Origin of the sequence: Sulfitobacter sp. PR48 (assembly GCF_028807335.1) — a bacterium.
Lineage (GTDB): Bacteria > Pseudomonadota > Alphaproteobacteria > Rhodobacterales > Rhodobacteraceae > Sulfitobacter.
Genome location: NZ_JARAMM010000005.1, coordinates 69207 through 88296, shown reverse-complemented (window position 1 = coordinate 88296; position 19090 = coordinate 69207). Strand labels below are relative to the sequence as shown.

Sequence of the window (19090 nt, the reverse complement as noted above, 5' to 3'; positions counted from 1 at the left end):
CATCGATGGGTAGCGCCGTCAGAAACGGGCGCTGGCGTAATAGGCCCGGGTGTGTTCGGTGTCCTGCATCCTGTCCGATGACAGATCCGGAACACTTGCGGCCCCGGCCTCGGTCCCGCCGGTGGCGACGGCAACGGCGGCCAATGGCGCGGCGGTGCCCGCAAATTTCAAAAAGTCGCGCCTGTCCTTGCGGACCGCCTTTTCGGGCTTCGCGTCAGGTTTGCGTGTCATCAATGCCTCCTCTTTTACGTCTCGGTTTCGCGCTGGTACGTTGCCAGCCGTCAGTTGATACTCAGTCGAAATGCCTCGGCCTCGATCTCCATAAAGGCCCTCCCGATCTTGCCCACGGGCGCGAAAAAGACCGAATTCTTGGCCCCCTCAAGATCGGCAAAGAAATGTCCCGCCCAGGGCGCAATATGTTTGCCAAAGAAGGTCTTTTGCTGGGTCAGCGTCGCCGCCACACCGAACCGCCCGACAATCATCGCGCCCATCATCTCCATCAGGGATGCGATATTGTCTTCCGGCTCGAACACATTGTCCGCCCGCGCCAACCCGCGCGCGGCCATGTCCTGCCGCAGCAGCGCCAAGGGCTTCTCGTTCAGGAATCCGGTCAGATAATAGCTGGCATAGGGCAGCAATTCGCCACGCCCCAGCCCGATGAACAACCGGTTGAATTCGCTTTCCACGGCGGCGGGCTTGCTCAGCCGTGCCACCTTGGACAGGGCGACAAACCCCTGCCCCAGCTCGGTGCCATCCCCCTGCAATTCACTGCATTGGCCCAGCAGCATCTGGTCCGGCGGGCCAGAGAGGATCAAACCGATGAAATTATACAGATCCGCGCGCAGGCGGTCTTCTTCAGGCAGGGGGGAGGATGTCATCTGGTTCATACGCCTGTGCTTTCCGCATCCGCTGCAAAACTGAACCGCATCCGCCGCAGGACCGGCGCAGGGCTGTCTACCATGTCGTCAGGTTCATCCTGATCGCCCAATGCCTGCACCTCTGTCGCGACCGGCGATGTGGCGGCGGGTGGCACCACATCCGGCACCGACAGCGTGTCGACCGGCGCGGCGAATGCCGCCTCACCTTCTGGCTCTTCATCAAGTGCGATGCCGTCCAGCACCTCGGTCAGCGGCGCGGCAAATCCCTTGCCCACCTGATAGAGCGTATTGACGGCCTTCCCAGCCGTCGCGGCGGCGGTGTAATCATCATCGTAGTCGTTCAACCCGTCCAGACAGGCCAGAACCGGATTGCTGCGCCAGAACGCGCGCAAGGCCCGCCGCTTCAGCCGCTGTGGCAATTGCGCCCGCAGAAACGCCCGCAATTGTTCGCCGTCGACCAGATCCTCCGGTGCCGGCAGCTCAAGTTCCGCCAGCAATTCGTCGTCATCGCGCGCGGCAAGGCTGGCTTCCTGCGCCTGTGCCGCCTGTTCCTGCGCGGCCGCAACTTCGGCCTGCGCCTCGGCGGCAACGGCGGCGCGGCGACGATCCCAGAAACCGCTCATAGGACACGCCCCCGTTTCAGCCCCGGCGAGGCATAGACATCCGCACCCGTATGGATACGCGGATCGCCAATACCATCCTGCCGGGTGCCTTCGGTCTGCTTGTTCCGCCGCCGCTTCACAAAGGCCTCTTCTTCGTGGAACAGGTCCACAAATTCGCGGACCCATGCCTCCAGCCCCTCGGGCATGGCAACCTTTTCAACCACCTCTTCAGCGCTGTCGCAGTAATCCTGCGCCTCATAGGGCGATGCGGTGACCAGCAGGATCTGAAAGGGGTGATCCTGCGCGCCCGCAATCGGGCGCATCACCACATAGACGCAAGGCACCTCTGCCCCCAGCCCATGCACATAGGCTTCGGTCTCCGCGCCATGCAGGTCCAGCGGCACCGTGGCCGCGTGATATTCCGTGGTCCCGTCACTCTCGCGCAGCACACGCCAGGATGCATCCGGCGCGCCCGGCAGGACAGCCGTCGCCTTCCAGCTCCACCTGGCCCAACGGGTCACACCGGGCGCGCGCCGCAGCACGATACCCAGTGGTATTGTCCGGTACATGGCTGGATTGTGAATCAAGTCGCGCCTCCCTTTCACCATCCTTCGCCAGCCGCCCGCCCCCTGTGAAGGTCAAACAGGGGTATCGCCGGAAAAACCTGTGCTGCCAGACAGTTTGGCCCGCCAACCTGGCCCATGCTGTGCCTCTTGGACGAATTGTCCAACCTGACTGTTTTTATAGGAAAATAATGCTGCACCCGAAAACGAATCACCCCGATGCGATGCTGCTGCGCGGCATTTCCTCATGCACCGCAGCTGCGGACGCGGGCTTGGAAAATTGCGGTTGTGGCGGTGGCCGAAAGCCGTCTAGCCTAGGGCCTGATCAGCGGCAGCGGCGCCCCTGAAATCGCAGACCCAACAAGGGAAAATCCATGGCCAAGGCATTGATAACATGTGATTGCGGAGGCTCTCAGACCATCGATTCCCCCGCACTTGCCAAAGCCACCGGTCTGGTGGTCCCCGCTGCCTGTTCCGCCCTGTGTACCCGCCAGATTGATGTCGCGGCCAAGGCCCTGAAGGAGGGGGATGCAATTTTATGCTGCACCCAGGAAGCACGGGTATTTGCCGAACTGGCAGAGGAGCTGGGCCTGCCCCCTGCCCCCCTGCTGGACCTGCGCGACCGGGCCGGATGGTCCGATGACCCCGCGTCGAAACTGCCCAAAATGTCCGCCCTCGCCGCCGAGGCCTTGCTGGCCGCCCCGGTGGAAAAATCGCTCGATGTCGCCTCACCGGGATTGTGCCTGATCCTTGGGCAGGGTGAGGTGGCCCTTGCGGCGGCAGAACAGCTCAAGGATTTTCTGGGCGTTACCCTGCTGCTTGAGGATGGGGCAGAGATGCCGGACACCCGCGATTTTGACGTCATCACCGGCAGGCTGCGCCGGGCCAAAGGCGCTTTGGGGCAATTCGAAGTGGTGATCGACGCGTTGCAACAGGTTGATCCCTCCGGCCGCGGACCCCTGCGGCTGAGCGCGCCCCGGGACGGGGCTGTCAGCCAATGTGATCTGATCCTCGATCTGCGCGGCGGCCAGCCGCTGTTTCCCGCCCCCGAGAAACGCGAAGGCTACCTGCGCGCCGATCCTGCGCATCCTCCGGCAGTGGCCGCCGCGACACTCGCCGCGTCACATATGGTCGGCACCTTTGAAAAGCCGCTTTATGTGCGCACCGAGCCCCTGCTTTGCGCTCACAGCCGCGCCGGGCAGACCGCCTGCACCAATTGTCTGGACCTCTGCCCGACAGGGGCGATCACGCCTGACGGCGATCATGTGAGCATCGATCCGATGATCTGCGCAGGCTGCGGCGCCTGTTCCGCCGCCTGCCCCTCTGGTGCCATCAGCTATGACGCGCCACCGGTCGATTTCACCATGCTGCGGGTACAGACACTGGCCCGCGCCTATCTGGAGGCGGGCGGCACATCCCCGCGCTTGATGGTCCATGACGACAGCCACGGGGCCGAGATGATCCGCCTGTCGGCCCGCCACGGGCGAGGCTTGCCTGCCGATGTGATCCCCATGGCCCTGCCCGCGCTGGCGGCTTTTGGTCATGCCGAGGCGCTGGCGGCGCTGGCCGCCGGTTTTGCCGAGGTCAGCCTGCTGCTGGGTCCAAAATCCGACCGCGACGCGATTGAAACGCAAATCGCACTGGCCCGCGCCATTGCGGGTGACACCCGCGTGTTGCTGATCGACACGCCCGACCCGGACACCATGTCCGACACCCTGTGCGACAGCGCGGCCCCTGCCCCGGTCGCCACACCGGTCCGACCCATGGGCACCCGCCGCCAGATCACCCGCCAGGCCGCCCGTGCCCTGCACCCGGAGGCCGAGGTGCTGCCCCTGCCCGCAGGCGCACCATACGGTGCCGTCGTGGTAGACCGCGAGGCCTGCACCCTGTGCCTGTCCTGCGTCTCGCTTTGCCCCTCCGGCGCGCTGGGGGACAACCCGGACCTGCCGCAACTGCGCTTTCAGGAAGACGCCTGTCTGCAATGCGGCCTCTGTGCCAACATCTGCCCCGAAGATGCGATCACCCTGGCCCCGCAGCTGAACCTGACAGGTGCTGCGCTGGAACAGCGCGTGCTGCACGAGGAGGAGCCCTTTCCCTGCGTCGAATGCGGCACGCTTTTTGGCGTCAAATCCACCATCGACCGGATTACCGACAAGCTGCGCAACCATTCGATGTTTGCTGACGAAGGCAAATTGCGCATGATCCAGATGTGTGATGATTGCCGCATCAACGCGCAGTATCATGCCACCGACAACCCGCTGGCGGGTGGTGAGCGCCCCCGGCCCCGCACCACCGATGATTACCTTTCCAAACGGCGCGATCACTGATCCGCCCCTCCCCCAGAACCAAAGGAGCCCCCATGAGCGATGATTTCAACATGTCGATGCGCAAGTTTCTCAAACAGGTCGGCGTGACCTCTCAGCAGGCCATCGAAAAAGCCATGCGCGAGGGGGCCGTTGCGGGACAGTCCGTGCCGGTCAAGGCGGTGATCACCATCCCCGAGCTGGGCCTGACCCATGAGGTCAGCGGCACCATCACCGCGCCAGAAGCAGAGCAGGAATAAAAAGTGCCAGCCAGCAGGGAGGCGGTTCTGGCCGCGCTCAAGACCGTCAATGATCCGGCGACCGACACCGACATCGTCGCCAGCGGCGTGATGCGCGCGCTGAACGTGGATGCCACGGGCGCGGTGCGCTTTGTCATGGAGATCCCGCCCGCCCAGGCCGCCGCCTATACGCAGGCCAAGGCACAGGCCGAGGCCGCGCTGGCGCAGGTCGATGGCATCGGCAAAGTGTCCATCGTGCTGACCGGCCACAGCGAAAAGGCCCCGCCGCCCGACCTGAAACCGCAGCGTGCAGCAGAGCCGAAAGGCCCGCAGAAAATCCCCGGCATCGACCGGATCATCGCCATCGCCTCGGGCAAGGGCGGGGTGGGCAAATCCACCGTCTCCGCCAACCTGGCCTGCGCCTTGGCGCAACAGGGTCGGCGCGTGGGGCTGCTGGATGCCGATGTCTACGGCCCTAGCCAGCCACGGATGCTGGGCGTCTCCGGCCGGCCCGCCTCGCCCGATGGCAAGACGATCCTGCCGATGCGCAACCACGGTGTGACGATGATGTCGATCGGGTTGATGACCAACGAGGATCAGGCCGTGGTCTGGCGCGGCCCGATGCTGATGGGCGCGTTGCAGCAGATGATGACGCAGGTGCAATGGGGCGCGCTGGACGTGCTGATCGTCGATTTGCCCCCCGGCACCGGCGACGTGCAGATGACACTGGCGCAAAAGGCGCAGGTGGACGGGGCGATCATTGTTTCTACCCCGCAGGATGTCGCCCTGCTGGACGCCCGCAAGGGCATTGACATGTTCAACCAGCTCAAGGTGCCGATCATTGGCATGATCGAGAATATGTCCACGCACATCTGCACCAACTGCGGCCACGAGGAACATGTGTTCGGCCATGGCGGCGTGGCGGCTGAGGCGGCCAAGATGGGCGTGCCCCTGCTGGCCGAGGTGCCGCTGGACCTGCAGATCCGCCTTGCCTCGGACGGTGGCGCGCCGATCACCGTCAGCCAGCCCGACAGCGCACAGGCGGCCAGCTTTCAGGCCATCGCAAAGCAGCTGATCGAAAGCGGCGCCGCATGAGCGAGGCGCTGCGCTTCCCCCCGCTGATGTGGGGTGAACCCGTGGCGGCGGAAGCCCTTGCCCACGCCGCCAGACGTGCGGCGGCGGGTTGTGACGCGGGGCTGGTTGTCTATGCGCTGGCCGGTCACACGGTCGAGGCGGCGCTGGTCTTTGCTCCCGAGGTGCCGTTGCGCGACGCGATGGCGATGCTGCCGCTCTGCGGCATCGGCTTTCAGAACGCATTGGGCGCATTGGCCCCGCCGGAAATCGCGGTGCATCTGGACTGGGACGGCGGCATTCGCATCAACAACGCTTCCTGCGGGCGGTTCCGCTGCATCGCCTCCACCACCGACCCCGACGCGGTGCCCGACTGGCTGGTGGTGGGCTTCACCTTGCCGCTGTATCCGCCGGGCGATCCCGACCTTGCCGAAACCGGCCTGCGCCCGGATCAGACCGCGCTTTATGCCGAAGGCTGCTCCAAAGTGTCCCCGCCCGCATTGGTCGAGGCTTGGGCGCGCCACTGCCTGCACTGGATCAGCCGCTGGGACGGCGAAGGCGTGGCCCCGCTGCACAGCACATGGCGCGGGCTGGCCTGTGGCATCGGGGAGGAAACAACCCAGGGCGGCAAGACCGGCACCTACCTTGGCGTTGATGAGCACTTTGGCCTGCTCCTGCGCGACGCCGACACCACCCATCTGATCCCGCTGACCGCCATATTGGAGCCCAGCCCGTGACACATCCCGACCTGCGCAAACTTGCCCGCGCGATTCATTTCGATGAAAGCGACATGAACGTGTTTTCCAGCCCCGCGCGGACCGGGGAATGGTGCGTGTCCGGCGGCTTCGAATTCTCCGACTGGACCGAGGGCGACCTGACCGGCAAGGCGCGGCAGGCCTTTGCCAACGGCTGGCTGGGGCTGGAGACCTTCGGCCGCGTGACCTTTGTTGCCGTGACCCAGGTGGAGCCCGCCGAGGTTGCCACGCTGACCGAGATGCTGGCACAGCATTTCGTCACCTACTATGGCGCACCGGACGTGGAGGCCGCCCGCCCCGTCGCCGCCGAGGAACTGGCGCAGATGATGGATATGTGCGCCGACCACGACGCCAACACCCTGCTGACCGTGGCGCGCGAGCTGACCGATGCGGGCGTGCGCGAAAGCTTTCGCGTGATCCAGCCGCAGGATGCCGGGCTGGAACAGTTCGCCATTCACGGCGACCTGCCGGAATAGCATCGCGCCCCCTCACAGGAGCGCGATCTGTCTCTGATACGGGTTTATTCCGCGGCTTTGGCGTTGAACACAAACAGGGTTTCGCCGTTGATCTTGTAGTCATTGATCAACTCTGCCGCGCGTTCCGATGTCAGCCAGGTTTCCAGCTTGCCCGCCAGTTCGGTTTTCACATGGGCGTGCTTTTCAGGGTTCACGGGCAGATAGGCGTATTGGTTGAACAGCACCGGATCGCCCGAATACAGCAGCGCAAGATCGCCCTTGTTGCCGAAATTCAGCCAGCTTGCGCGGTCCGACATGATATAGGCCGGAATGCCCGACGCGGTGTTCAGCGCAGCCCCCATGCCGGCCCCCACGGCCTTGTACCATTCGCCAAAGCCCGCAGGGTCCAGATCCGCAGCTTTCCACAGCGACAGCTCTTTCTTGTGCGTGCCGCTGTCATCGCCACGGCTGACAAAGGGGGCCTCGGCCCCGGCAATTTCCGTCAACGCCGTTGCCGCAGAATCTGCATCCTTGATGCCAGCGGGATCTTCGGCGGGGCCAATGAACACAAAGTCATTATACATGATCTCGGTGCGGTGGGTGCCATAGCCACCCTCGACAAAGGCCTCTTCGGCCTTGCGCGAATGGACCAGAATGGCGTCCACATCGCCCGCCTCGCCCAGCTTGATCGCCTGACCGGTACCCACGACCAGCAATTGCACCTCAAGGTCCAGATCCTTCATGATTTCGGGCAGCAGAACATCCGCCAGCCCGGAGTTGTTGAACGAGGTCGTCACCGCCATTTTCATCACATCCGCCGCCTGAGCGGCGGTGCCGATGGCCAGCGCGGCCAGCGTCACTGCAAAGTGTTTCATCATTCGACTATGTCTCCTCTTAGAAAAGCCCGCGCCTGTGGCGTTTCGGGCCGGTTGAAAAATGTCTCTGCCGGGCCGCTTTCATGGATGCGCCCGCCCAGCAGGAACAGTACATCATCTGCCAGCCGCCGCGCCTGCCCCATGTCATGGGTGGACAGGATCAGCCGCGTGCCGTTGGATTTCGCAGCTGTCAGGATCTCTTCGATCTCGCGGGTGGCGCGACCGTCCAGCGCGGCACAGGGTTCGTCAAGAAACAGCACTTTAGGCTCTGATATCAGCGCCCGCGCCAGCGCCAGCTTTTGCTGCTCTCCCCCTGACAGAACCGGCGCGGGACGTTCCAGCATCCCCGCCAGCCCCACCCGCGCGGCCCAGTCGCGGGCGCGCGCGCGGGCCTCACCCGCCGGGACCTTGCGCAGACGCAGCGGAAAGGCCAGATTTTCCATCACCGTGCGGCGCAGCATCACCGGCCGCTGAAAGACAAAGCCCTGATGATGGCGCGCTTCCTCGGTCGAGCAGGCCCAGTCGATGTGTCCCGCCGACAACCGCGCGGTGCCGTGCAACAGGCGCAACAGGGTCGTCTTGCCGGAACCATTCGGCCCGATCACCACACAGGCCCCCTGCCCCTCAAGCCTCAGATCAACCGGCCCGACAAGGACCTGCCCGTGCCTGCGGCTTTCAATTCCTCTGGCCTGCATCGGGAACAATTCCATCACCATGCCCCCTCACGTTCGGTCCGGCCCAGCCAGTGGATCGCCAGATTGACCGCCACCGCCAGCCCGATCAGCACAAAGCCAAGGGCCAGCGCCAGCGCGAATTCGCCCTTGCCGGTCTCCAGCGCAATCGCCGTGGTCAGCACCCGTGTCGCATGGTCGATGTTGCCGCCGACGATCATGATCGCGCCGACCTCGCCGATCGCGCGGCCAAATCCGGCCAGCGCAGCGGTCAGCAGGGCGCGGCGGCAATCCCACAGCAGCGTGCGGATCTTCTGCCCCTGGGTGACATTCATCGAGATCAGCAGGTCATGGTATTCCTGCCAAAGGTCGCGGATCGACTGATGGGCAATCGAGGCGATCAGCGGCACAATGATGATGGTCTGGGCGATGATCATCGCCGTGGGTGTGAACAGCAGCCCCATCACCCCCAGCGGACCGGACCGCGACAGGAACACATAGACAATCAGCCCCACCACCACCGGCGGCAGCCCCATCAGCGCGTTCAGGATCGCAATCACGAACCGCCGCGCGCGGAACCGTTTTACGGCAACAAAGGCCGCCAGCGGCAGCGCGATCACACAGGCCACGGCCAGCGCGCTCAGCGTCACCCGCAGCGACCGCAGCGCGATCTCGACCAATTCGCCATCCAGCGTCACGACCAGCCAGAAGGCTTGCGCCAGACCGCTCCATAAATCGACCATATGGTGATGGCCCCCCCGACTTCTTCGCGCAACCTTGTCAGGTCATGTCACCCGTTTCCACCCCCGCGCGAGGGGAAAAAAGCCCGCAGGACAGAGTGACCACAGGAAATTCGATCCCGCCCGCATGGGTAGACAAAATGGCCGGGATCACGCATTTGAAACAAGACCACCGCAAGAAACCGTGCCGCCCTTCCCTTTTCGGGCCTATACTGGTCTCTGACAAAGGGGTTTCAGGCTCTGCCACCTGCCGCGCGGCGGGTCACGCCCTTGCAAAACCTTGCGCAAGATCATGATGTGGTGATCTTTGTTGCCTGACAGTGATGCCGGGACAGGCGGGAACCCTATGGAAAGATAGATGACATCCGTTCGCCTCCGCCTTCTCATTCTTGCCCTGACGCCGCTGATCGTGCTGATGCCGCTCCTGCTGCTGCTCGGCATGACCCGCTGGACTGCCGATTACGACAAGGTCTTGAACGCCAATGTCGGAAGCGACCTGAAAATCGCCAGCCAATACCTCGCACGGCTGCTGGCCAAAACCGGAGACGAGCTGGATGCCGTGGTCGCCTCGGTTGAGTTCAACAGCTTGATGAACAGTTCGGCAGCAGACCGGGAAAGCTATTTTGACCAGACCCGGGTCCGGCTGGGCCTCGATTTTCTGTATTACCTACCCGATGACCGGATCGCAGAGCAGGAAGAAGCCTGGCCAGTCATCGCCCAGGCCGCCGCCGGGCAAAGCGCGACGCAGATTGATGTCTTTGCCCAGGACACCCTGACCCGATTGTCGCCCGACTTGGCAAAACGCGCGGTTGTCCCGCTGATCGAAACCCCCGCCGCGGTGCCGACCACCCGCGCGGTCGAGAACCGGGGCATGGTAGTTCATGCCGCCAGCCCCGTGACCATTCCGGGCCATCGCGGCATTCTTGTCGGCGGCACCCTGCTGAACCGGAACCTCGATTTCATAGATACCATAAACGATCTGGTCTATCTCAACGCCACAACAGGCGGGGACCGGCAGGGCACGGCCACGTTGTTTCTCGACGATGTGCGCATCTCGACCAACGTGCGCCTGTTCGAGGACGTGCGCGCCCTTGGCACAAGGGTCTCTGCCGAGGTCCGCGCCGGGGTGCTGACCGAAGGGCGCACCTGGCTGGGCCGCGCCTTTGTCGTGAACGACTGGTATATTTCCGGCTACCTGCCGATCACCGACAGTTTCGGTGACCGCGTCGGCATGCTCTATGTCGGCTTTCTCGAAGCGCCTTTTGAACTGGCCAAGCGGGAGGCCTTTCTGTGGATGATGGCCGCCTTTGTGGCGGTGCTGGCGCTGTCCGTGCCGGTCTTCCTGTGGATGGCGCGCGGGATCTTTTCGCCGCTGGAACGCATGACCCAGATCATGAGCCGGGTCGGCAAAGGCGAGCTTTCCGCCCGCATCGGCCCCGTTGGCGCAAAGGGCGAGATCGGCGAAGTGGCGCATCACCTCGACAGCCTGCTGGAACAGGTACAGGACCGCGACCGCCGGTTGCGCAGCTGGAACGAGGAGCTGAACCAGCGGGTCGATCAACGCACCGCCGAACTGCGCGAGGCGAATGAAAAACTGGAACAGACTTTCCGCCAACTGGTGATGAGCGAAAAACTGGCCTCCATCGGTGAAATCACTGCCGGCGTGGCCCATGAGATCAACAATCCCGTGGCGGTGATCCTGGGGAATGTGGACGTGATCCGGCAGACGCTGGGGGATGCGGCAGAACCCGTGCAGGCCGAACTGGCGCTGATCGACAAACAGGTGTCGCGGATCGAAGTGATTGTGGGCAAGCTGTTGAAATTCGCCGCCCCTTCGGATTTTTCGGATTATCACGAAGGGATAGACCTGCGGCCAATCGTTCAAGATTGCCTTGTTCTGGTCGACCATCAGATTTCGCGCGGCGACATCGAGGTGATCTGTGAGTTCGAGGACATCCCGCTGGTCCGCGCGGATTCAGGCGAGGTGCAGCAGGTGATCGTCAATCTGGTGGTCAATGCCACCCAGGCCATGGGCCAGCAGGGGCAGATTACCCTGCATCTCTACCCGGAAACCCGCGATGGCGTGGCAGGCGCTGCCCTGGCCGTACGGGACACCGGTTCCGGCGTGCCGGAGGATCTGTTGGCATCGGTCTTTGATCCGTTCTTTACGACCAAACGCGGCGAAGGCACCGGGCTGGGCCTGTCGATCTCGCAGACATTGGTGCAGCGCGCAGGGGGGATCATCACCGTGCGCAATCTTGAGCCGAAGGGCGCGGAATTTGTGGTCTGGCTCACTGCCGCCTGATCCGGTCTGATCTTTCAATCCCTAACGCAGAGGGCCTGCAACCACCGCTTCCCTGCAGCGCGCGATCGTTCGTGCCGTTCCCTCAGCCAGCGAAACACTCTTCCAACTGCCAAGCAACCGGCGCAGCGGGTTGTTGTCCAACCCGTCGGGCGCGGCTCTCAAGGAGGGCGCTGCGCGCACATCTGCCTCCGGCACGCAGGCGCAGATCGCGGCAAGCACATCGTCGATGGAATGCACTTTTGTTGTCAGGTCACTGACAACAGCGGTATCATTTTGCGCCGCAAGGCACCGTTTGAAGATCTCGATCACCTCATCGACGTGCTGAAAGCACATGCGCCCGGTAAAGGGGATTTCGAAACGCTCGCCTCTCGCCGCCGCGCGCATGGCTAGGCTGATGGCCGCCGTTTCACCTTCGACGCGGCCGGGGCCGTAAACCACGTTGGGCCGCAACCCGACGGAGGGCAGGCCGTGGTCCATCAGGTAGACCTTCGAGATATCCTCGCAGGCCGCCTTGTAGACACCATAGAGGTTGGCCGGGCTGTCCAGCGGCCCGCGCGGCCGCGCGGCAAGTGAACTGGTATAGACCAGCCGCCTGATCCCGGCGCGGCGGGCAGCTTCCAGCAGGTTGATATGGCCCAGAACATTGACTTCGGCACCCAGCATCGGGTCCTTCCGGCAGGCTGGAATGACCAGGGCGGCAAGATGGACGATGGCGGCAATGCCCTGCGCCTCGACCAGCGACATCACCGCCGCGCCGTCGCGCACGTCGTTCTGGACATAGGTCGCTCCCGTCACGCGCTGCGCTTCGTCCGGCAGTCGCAAATCGCTGACAACAACCCGATGCCCCTCGGCCACAAGCGCCTGTGTCAGGGCGCGGCCAAGAAATCCGGCGCCGCCCGTCACCAGGATCGGACCAATCGTCAGGGGCAACCGGAATGCTGTCGCACAACTCACGACGACATCCCCTGCCCGCCGTTCACATCCATCAACTGCCCGGTGATAAACCCGGCCTCGTCCGCTGCGAAAAATGCAACGGCGGCGGCCACATCCTCCACCCGGCCCGCGCGGCGCACCGGGATGGTGTCCAGCACCGCCTGCTGTTCCTCATCCGTCATCCGCTCCTTCAGCAGGCCGATGACGCGGGGGGTGTGGATGGCGCCTGGGCAGACCGCGTTGCAGGTGATCCCATAGGGTCCGAATTCCTGCGCCAGTTGCAGCGTCATGGACTGGATGGCACCCTTTGCCGCCACATAATTGGCCCCGGTGAACAGGCTGCCATAGCGCCCGGCCTTGGACCCCAGGTTGACGATCCGCCCGTAACCGCGCCGTTTCATGCCCGGCAAGATCAACCGCAGGGTGCGCACGGCAGCGGTGACATTCAGGCCCATCACCTGATCCCAATGGGCATCGGTCTCCTCAAAGAAGTCGCGCGGCGTGTGCAGGGACCCGCCTGCATTGTTCACCAGAACATCCACGTCAAAGCCGGCGCTTTCGATCTCTGCCAGTGTTGCGGCAAGGGCATCGCCATCCATCATGTCGACCTGGCGGAAGGTGACATCCGCCATATCCGGTTCAGCCGAAGCGCGTTTGATTGCCGCTGCGTCCCGGTCGATCACGACCACCCGCGCGCCCTCCTCCGACAAGCGCGCGGCGACAGCCTTGCCCAGCCCCTCCGCCGCGCCGGTGATCAGTGCGGTACGTCCCGACATACGTTTCATGCGATCTTTCTCACTCCCCACAGCCGCTCAAATTGGCTCTTGCATATTTCATTATATCTTACATAATCCCGTTATACAAAACATTCAACCGCAGTAAAGAGGAGAAGGCTGCGGTGAAATGGAAAATGGACGAGTCTGGGAGGGCCGTATGAAACGCAATGCAATTAGAACTCTGGCAGGGGTCGCATCGGCCATCGCCGTGACAATGGCCGCGACCGGCGTATCGGCGCAGTCAAATCGCCCGGTCACCGTTGTCGTGCCCTTCGCCGCAGGTGGCGGGACCGACATCACCACCCGCGCCATGCAATCCGGCCTGACCGACGCGCTGGACGCCAATATCGTCGTCAAGAACACCGCCGGGGCCGGCGGCACTTTGGGTGTCGGCGAAGTCGCCCGCGCCCGCGCGGATGGACGCACGCTCGGCATGGCGCCGGTCGGCCCGCTGACCACGCAGCCGCATCTGCGCGCCCTCCCCTACAACATCGACAGTTTCGATTACATCTGCCTCGCCTATTCCGCCCCGACCGTCATCGCCGTGGCCAAGGATGCACCCTTCTCCACGCTTGAGGAGATGGTGAGTCACGCCAAGGCAAACCCCGGCGAGGTGACCTTCGCGGTACAGGCCATCGGCTCCGTGCCGCATATCGCGGGGCTGGCCCTGGCGGAAGCGGCGGGCATCGAAATGACCTATCTGCCGGTGAACGGCGACGGCCCCGCCCTCAAGGCGCTGCTGGACGGCACCGCCGACGTCTTCATCCCGCATGTGTCCTTCTTCAGCAGCAACGCCGAACAGCTGAAGTCGCTGGCGATGCTGCAATCCGAACGACTGAAGGAACAACCCGATCTCGCCACGGCGGCCGAACAGGGATATGATCTCGACTTCCCGATCTGGGGCGGTATCGTCGCGCCCAAGGGCCTGCCGGAAGGGGACGTGACCCGCCTGGAAGGGGCCTGTGAAGCTGCGGTAAATTCCGCACCGTTCCAGGAACGCATGGAAGCGGTCAAACAGCCCTCGGCCTATATGGGTTCAGTGGAGTTCACCGCTTTCGTGCGGGAGAAATACGAGACAAACCGCGTCCTGCTTGAGAAGGCCGGTCTGCTCTCGAAGTGAACCGGGGGCGCTGCCAGGATCGAGCGGCAGCGCCTTGGGCAGGAGGACCCGACCTGATGGAAAAGACGTCTCGCCCGCCCTTCCGGTCCACGATCATCGCGGACCGGGTCGTGGCACTCTGCATCGTGGCGGTCACTGCGGTCTTCCTCATGCTCACCTTCGGCGAGGTCAGCGCCTTTGCCCGCAACAGCGCCGGACGCGGCCCCTACTTTTTCCCGCGCCTTGTGCTGATCTTCCTGCTGATCGCGGAATCTTTCCTGCTGGCAAATGTCTTTTCTCCGCGCGGTGCCGTGCAAAACAGCCCGCGCCCGACCTGGCGGGTGGCGTGGCTGGTGCTGGCCACCGCCGCCTATTGCGCCCTGATCCAGCTCGCGGGGTTCCTCATCGCCAGCATCCTATTCGGGATCGCCGTGCCGCTGCTGCTGGGCCGGCGCACCTGGATCACGATCATGGCCGTCGCGCTGGTCTACAGCATCGCCGTCTGGCTCCTGTTCGAGCGGGTGTTCCTGATCATCCTTCCTGCCAGCCCCTTCGACATCGGCTTCTGAGCAGCCGGAGATAGGATCACGATGGAGCTTCTGATAACCGCCGCGGCCCAGATCGCCACCCCGCTGACCATGGTCTGCATCATCTGCGGCACCATCGTCGGGGTCGTCGTGGGCGTCCTGCCGGGGCTTGGTTCCGTCATCGGGCTGACCATGGCCCTGCCCTTTACCTTCTCCCTGCCGCAGATCCCCTCCATCGCGCTGATGCTGGGGGTCTATTGCGGCTCGGTCTATGGCGGCTCCATCACCGCAATCATCCTCAACACGCCGGGCACGCCCCAGGCGGCGGCCACCGCGCTCGAAGGATTCCCGATGGCGCGGCGCGGTGATGCCGATCTCGCGCTCGGCTGGGTCACCGTGGCCTCGACCCTGGGTGGTTTGTTCTCCGTCGCGATCTTCATCATCGCGGGCCCGTCGCTCGCGGCCCTGTCCCTGCAATTCACCCCGATCGAATACTTCGCCCTCGGCCTTTTTGCGATGACCTGCATCGCCGGTGTCTCCTCCGGGCAGATGGCCAAGGGGTTGGTCTCGGGCGGCATCGGGCTGATGCTGGCCGCCATCGGCGTCGACCCTGTGACGGGCGACATGCGCTATACCTTCGGCAGCTTCCAACTCAGCGCCGGGATTGCGCTGATCCCTGTCATCGTCGGTATCTTCGCCTATTCAGAGATGTTCCTGAGAGTCCTCAACCTTGACGGCGACAAGCCCGATCCCGCCGAGATGCGCGTCGGCTTCCGCGTGCCGCCCTGGCGGGAATGGCGCATCCGGCTGGGGATGCTGTTGCGCGGCTCGATGATCGGCTCTTTCGTTGGTGCGCTGCCCGGCACCGGGGCCGCCACCGCCGCCTTCATCGCCTATTCCGAAGCGCGGCGCACCTCGAAACGGCAGGAGAATTTCGGCAAGGGCGAGCCCGACGGGCTGGTCGCCTGCGAATCCGCAAACAACGCGGTGACCGGCAGCGCACTGGTGCCGACCCTCGCCCTCGGCATTCCGGGCGACCCTGTCACCGCTGTGATGCTGGGGGCGCTGGTGGTGCAGGGCATCGCCCCCGGCCCGCAGCTTTTCGCCAACCACCTCGATCTGATCTATGCGATCTTCCTCTGCCTGATCCTGGTCAACCTGGTGATGTTCGCCACCGGTGCCCTGGGCGCATCGCTGTTCACCCGCATCCTGCGAATCCCGGAACCGATCCTGATCGGCCTGATCCTGATCATCTCGACGGTCGGTGCCTATGGGGTGAATGGCAGCACCTTCGACATCTGGGTGGCCTTTGCCGCCGGGGTCGGCGGTGCCCTCCTGCGCTACCTCTGCTACCCCTTGGCCCCCATCGTGATCGGCATGGTCCTGGGACCAACCATCGAGATGTCACTGCGGCAGGGGTTGATCCTGACGGACGGTAATGTCCTGGCCTTCCTGGAGCGTCCCATCGCACTGGCGCTCCTTGCGGTGACAGCGGCAATCCTGCTCTGGCCGCTGCTTCGGTCCCGCTTCAGGCGGTCCGGCTGACCCGCCTCAATGCACCCGACCGCCCAGGGTGGAAATCGCCTGTGCCGCGCTCAGCAATTGCGGCAGATGCTGTGCGCGCAGGGTTTCCGGCGGCAGCAGCGCGGCATTGCCACCAACGCTGATGGTATAGATGTCACCGGTCAAAGGCTCGCGCACCGGCACCGCGATGGCGTTGTGCTGGGCGTTCCAGTCGCCAAAACTGTCGGCATAGCCCTGCGTCACAAAACGGTCGAGCGCGGCCTGCAAATCCGGGCGCACCCGCTCCTCCCAGCTGTCGCCATAAAGCTTTGCCAGATCGGCAAAAGCGCGTTCACGCTCCTGCCCCTCCGCAAAGGCCAGATAGGCACGCCCCGGTGCAGACAGCGCCAGCGGAATACGTGACCCCACATTCAGGTTCAGCGCCACCGCCGTCGGCTTGCGGATCAGCTCGACAAACATCATGTCGCGCTCGTCCCGAACGCTCAGCGCCACGGCGCAATCGCCACCGCTGGCGATCTTCTCCATATGGCCCCGCACCATCTCGGCGAAACCGAACCGCCCGATGGCTGCAAAACCCAGAGTCAGAACCTGGTTTGAAACGGCGTATTTGCCATATTCCGGCAGATACCGCAGGTATCCCAGCTTGGTCAGCGTTCCCAGCAACCGCGACACGGTTGTCTTGTGAAGCCCCGTCCGTTCCGCGATGACCTGGGTGCCAAGCACCATGTCCTCGGCCTGAAAGGCCCGCAGAATCGACAGGCCCCGCGCCAGCGAGGTGACAAAGGGCCGGTCGTCGTTCAGGGCCGCGGCACCCATGTCTTGCCGCGGTCTGCCCCGCCGGTTGGCGGTGAGTTTGGGTTTCTTTGCATCTGTCATGGGGCCTGCATTACCCCATATGAATTCGCGTGTCTTGTGCGAAGGTGTGCGTCATCCCCAGCCAAAGCTCACTTCAGCGTCGCCGGATCCATCAGATCGCCATAGTCCGAACAATCGCGGTGGCTGGCTGCCGGGTCGACCTTGACGTCGATCACGACCGGCCCGGACCGGCCATGCGCCTCGCGCAGGGCATCGCCCATCTGGTCGGCTTCCGTCACCGTCAGCCCCGAACCGCCCAGCCCTTCGGCGACCTTGGCAAAATCATGATCCATGAAATCGACACCGATCCGCTGGTTGCCCAGATTGTCGCGCACCATCCCGAGCCCGGCGTTGTTCGCAACAACATAGACCACGTCGATCCCCTGTTCTGCCGCCGTGGCGACGGCATCCATCGTCATCACAAAACCGCCGTCCCCGATCAGCCCGGTCACCCGCTTTTCCGGGCAGGTGATCTTGGCCCCGGTTGCAGCGGGCGTGCTCCACCCCATGCCGCCGATCCCACCGGGCGCGACCAGCTGATGCGGATGGCGCAGCGGCAGGCGCGAGGTCGCCCAGATCCGGTTTGTCCCGGCGTCCAGCGTCAGCAGGTCCTGCGCCTCCAGGAATCCTCCCAGACCGCGCATGATGTCGGCATAATGCACCGTCCCCGGCGCGGTCTTGTACTCCGGCAGCACGCCATAATCGTTCTGTTCCCGGATCGCCGCAATCCGGCGAAGACGCCCGTCAAAAACGCCCGCCTTTGGCCCCTCGGCCCCCAGCAGGAAATCCAGCACATCGGCCACATCCGCCGTCACCGCCATATCCACCGGCACGACCCAGCCCGCGTTATGCGGATCTGTGTCTACCTGAATGATCGTCTGATCTCCGGGCCGCATCATCTGCGCATCGCGGAACCGCGTATATTCCGGCCCCAGGCTGCACCCCAGAACAAGGATCACATCCGCCGCCTGTACCATCCGGTTGGCAGAGGCAGAGGCCCAGTTGCCCATCATCCCGACCGCAATCGGACAGGTCTCGTCGATCACACCCTTGCCATGATAGCTCGACGCGACGGCAACACCCTGCGCTTCCGCAAAGCGCTGCAGCTTCTCGCCCGAACGGCTCATATAGACCCCGTTGCCCGCGATGATCACCGGCGCCTTCGCCCCTGCCAGCGCCTCGGCAATGGCCTGCAACGCCTCGCGGTCCGGCACCATCGGCGTGCGCCGCAGGTAGCCTTCGGTCGGATAAAGCCGTGCACGGGCGTCTTCCGGCACCTCCGCGCGGATGATGTTGGTCCGCATGATCATCGCCGCCGGTCCCTGCCGGGGCGTCATCGCATGTTTGATCGCAAGCTGGGTGCCATAGACCGCCTCGGTCGGCGTGGTCGCGTAAGTGGCGTATTTCGTCATGGTCTTGAGCACGGCAAAGGCATCACCGGCGCCGTAATCACCCGTCATGGTCTGATAAACACCATGCTGTGCGAAGCCGTCGTAGCAGGAGGTATCCGTGATCACGACCATCGGCGAGGATGAGAAATACCCCTCCAGTATCCCGAAGGCCCCCGTGCTGGTGGCAAAGGGCCCCTGCGCCATCAGCACCCCCGGCTTTCCCGTCAGCTTGCCCGCCACCTGGGCCATGACCGAGGCACTTTGCTCCGAGCGCGCAAGCACAAGCTCGAACTCCTCCTGGCGGTCGTAAAAGGCCGGCAGCGACCAGGTGATGCCAAGGCCGGGCAGCGTGAATCCGCGTGTAATCCCGGCCTCGATGAATGTGTTGATAACGCCTTCGTTGGTTTTCATGGGGTCTCCTCTCCCCCCGCACCCTAGTCGTGTCAATTAATTCCGGCAAGCGCAATTATTAACCGCATAGTGGTTTTTATACGGTGAATGCCAAAGCCGACCGCCGACAGGCCATAG

20 protein-coding genes are annotated in these 19090 nt (G+C 64.0%); 9 read left to right on the top strand and 11 right to left on the bottom strand.

Annotated elements, in window-relative coordinates; all coding sequences use genetic code 11:
• Nucleotides 1–18: 18 nt before the first annotated feature.
• From PVW51_RS08295 to PVW51_RS08280, 4 genes are read right to left on the bottom strand one after another with little or no spacing between them, the layout of a single operon-like run.
• Nucleotides 19–231 (bottom strand): twin-arginine translocation pathway signal protein, encoded by a 213-nt coding sequence (locus PVW51_RS08295; protein ID WP_274574501.1) that lies wholly within the window; start codon nucleotides 229–231, stop codon nucleotides 19–21.
• Between the two features lie 50 nt (nucleotides 232–281).
• Complete coding sequence (locus PVW51_RS08290; protein ID WP_443287738.1) at nucleotides 282–887, bottom strand: TorD/DmsD family molecular chaperone; 606 nt, start codon at nucleotides 885–887, stop codon at nucleotides 282–284.
• Entirely contained in the window at nucleotides 884–1501 is a 618-nt protein-coding gene (locus PVW51_RS08285) for a DUF3306 domain-containing protein (RefSeq protein WP_274574500.1), read from the bottom strand. Before PVW51_RS08285 ends, PVW51_RS08290 begins: the two co-directional genes overlap by 4 nt.
• Nucleotides 1498–2037, bottom strand: a complete 540-nt coding sequence (locus PVW51_RS08280) for a DUF3305 domain-containing protein (protein WP_114277526.1) — start codon at nucleotides 2035–2037, stop codon at nucleotides 1498–1500. The genes PVW51_RS08285 and PVW51_RS08280 overlap by 4 nt, the downstream gene beginning before the upstream one ends.
• A gap of 380 nt (nucleotides 2038–2417) precedes the next feature.
• Between PVW51_RS08280 and PVW51_RS08275 the strand changes: the two genes are divergently transcribed.
• Genes PVW51_RS08275 through PVW51_RS08255 form a run of 5 tightly spaced genes read left to right on the top strand, consistent with a single transcriptional unit; the run spans nucleotide 2418 to nucleotide 6887 of the window.
• Entirely contained in the window at nucleotides 2418–4370 is a 1953-nt protein-coding gene (locus PVW51_RS08275; RefSeq protein WP_274574499.1) for a 4Fe-4S binding protein, read from the top strand.
• 32 nt (nucleotides 4371–4402) lie between these two features.
• Complete coding sequence (locus PVW51_RS08270) at nucleotides 4403–4606, top strand: DUF6494 family protein (protein ID WP_114276803.1); 204 nt, start codon at nucleotides 4403–4405, stop codon at nucleotides 4604–4606.
• Nucleotides 4607–4609: 3 nt separating this feature from the next.
• Nucleotides 4610–5680 carry an Mrp/NBP35 family ATP-binding protein gene (locus PVW51_RS08265; protein WP_274574498.1) on the top strand — a complete coding sequence of 357 codons (1071 nt, stop codon included), beginning with the start codon at nucleotides 4610–4612 and terminating at the stop codon, nucleotides 5678–5680.
• The gene (locus tag PVW51_RS08260) at nucleotides 5677–6393 is read left to right on the top strand and encodes a biotin/lipoate--protein ligase family protein (protein WP_274574496.1); all 717 of its coding nucleotides are present in this window, start codon (nucleotides 5677–5679) and stop codon (nucleotides 6391–6393) included. Before PVW51_RS08265 ends, PVW51_RS08260 begins: the two co-directional genes overlap by 4 nt.
• Complete coding sequence (locus tag PVW51_RS08255; protein WP_269360666.1) at nucleotides 6390–6887, top strand: DUF6505 family protein; 498 nt, start codon at nucleotides 6390–6392, stop codon at nucleotides 6885–6887. The genes PVW51_RS08260 and PVW51_RS08255 overlap by 4 nt, the downstream gene beginning before the upstream one ends.
• A gap of 44 nt (nucleotides 6888–6931) precedes the next feature.
• Here PVW51_RS08255 and PVW51_RS08250 read toward each other — a convergent pair whose 3' ends face one another.
• The 3 genes from PVW51_RS08250 to PVW51_RS08240 are packed head-to-tail and all read right to left on the bottom strand — an operon-like array spanning nucleotide 6932 to nucleotide 9155.
• Nucleotides 6932–7741, bottom strand: a complete 810-nt coding sequence (locus PVW51_RS08250) for a substrate-binding domain-containing protein (protein WP_269360668.1) — start codon at nucleotides 7739–7741, stop codon at nucleotides 6932–6934.
• Nucleotides 7741–8451, bottom strand: coding sequence for an ATP-binding cassette domain-containing protein (locus PVW51_RS08245; protein WP_274574495.1), 711 nt, complete (start codon nucleotides 8449–8451; stop codon nucleotides 7741–7743). The genes PVW51_RS08250 and PVW51_RS08245 overlap by 1 nt, the downstream gene beginning before the upstream one ends.
• Entirely contained in the window at nucleotides 8451–9155 is a 705-nt protein-coding gene (locus tag PVW51_RS08240; RefSeq protein ID WP_274574493.1) for an ABC transporter permease, read from the bottom strand. Before PVW51_RS08240 ends, PVW51_RS08245 begins: the two co-directional genes overlap by 1 nt.
• Before the next feature lie 355 nt (nucleotides 9156–9510).
• On the opposite strand from PVW51_RS08240, the gene PVW51_RS08235 reads away from it, so the two are divergent.
• The gene (locus PVW51_RS08235) at nucleotides 9511–11457 is read left to right on the top strand and encodes a sensor histidine kinase (RefSeq protein WP_274574492.1); all 1947 of its coding nucleotides are present in this window, start codon (nucleotides 9511–9513) and stop codon (nucleotides 11455–11457) included.
• Nucleotides 11458–11478: 21 nt separating this feature from the next.
• Here PVW51_RS08235 and PVW51_RS08230 read toward each other — a convergent pair whose 3' ends face one another.
• Together PVW51_RS08230 and PVW51_RS08225 are read right to left on the bottom strand one after the other, a co-directional pair.
• Nucleotides 11479–12411 (bottom strand): NAD-dependent epimerase/dehydratase family protein, encoded by a 933-nt coding sequence (locus PVW51_RS08230; RefSeq protein WP_274574491.1) that lies wholly within the window; start codon nucleotides 12409–12411, stop codon nucleotides 11479–11481.
• A complete protein-coding gene (locus PVW51_RS08225) occupies nucleotides 12408–13175 on the bottom strand; it encodes an SDR family NAD(P)-dependent oxidoreductase (RefSeq protein ID WP_274574490.1) in 768 nt (255 codons plus the stop codon). The genes PVW51_RS08230 and PVW51_RS08225 overlap by 4 nt, the downstream gene beginning before the upstream one ends.
• A 148-nt stretch (nucleotides 13176–13323) precedes the next feature.
• On the opposite strand from PVW51_RS08225, the gene PVW51_RS08220 reads away from it, so the two are divergent.
• The 3 genes from PVW51_RS08220 to PVW51_RS08210 are packed head-to-tail and all read left to right on the top strand — an operon-like array spanning nucleotide 13324 to nucleotide 16337.
• On the top strand, nucleotides 13324–14286 hold the full coding sequence (locus PVW51_RS08220; RefSeq protein WP_274574488.1) for a Bug family tripartite tricarboxylate transporter substrate binding protein: 963 nt from the start codon (nucleotides 13324–13326) through the stop codon (nucleotides 14284–14286).
• Between the two features lie 56 nt (nucleotides 14287–14342).
• Nucleotides 14343–14834 (top strand): tripartite tricarboxylate transporter TctB family protein, encoded by a 492-nt coding sequence (locus PVW51_RS08215; protein ID WP_274574487.1) that lies wholly within the window; start codon nucleotides 14343–14345, stop codon nucleotides 14832–14834.
• Nucleotides 14835–14855: 21 nt separating this feature from the next.
• Entirely contained in the window at nucleotides 14856–16337 is a 1482-nt protein-coding gene (locus tag PVW51_RS08210; protein WP_274574486.1) for a tripartite tricarboxylate transporter permease, read from the top strand.
• 6 nt (nucleotides 16338–16343) lie between these two features.
• On the opposite strand, the gene PVW51_RS08205 is transcribed toward PVW51_RS08210, so the two are convergent.
• Both PVW51_RS08205 and PVW51_RS08200 read right to left on the bottom strand, forming a co-directional pair.
• The gene (locus PVW51_RS08205; RefSeq protein WP_269360685.1) at nucleotides 16344–17192 is read right to left on the bottom strand and encodes an IclR family transcriptional regulator; all 849 of its coding nucleotides are present in this window, start codon (nucleotides 17190–17192) and stop codon (nucleotides 16344–16346) included.
• A 68-nt stretch (nucleotides 17193–17260) separates the two neighbouring features.
• The gene (locus PVW51_RS08200) at nucleotides 17261–18973 is read right to left on the bottom strand and encodes a thiamine pyrophosphate-binding protein (RefSeq protein WP_274574485.1); all 1713 of its coding nucleotides are present in this window, start codon (nucleotides 18971–18973) and stop codon (nucleotides 17261–17263) included.
• Between the last annotated feature and the right edge of the window lie 117 nt (nucleotides 18974–19090).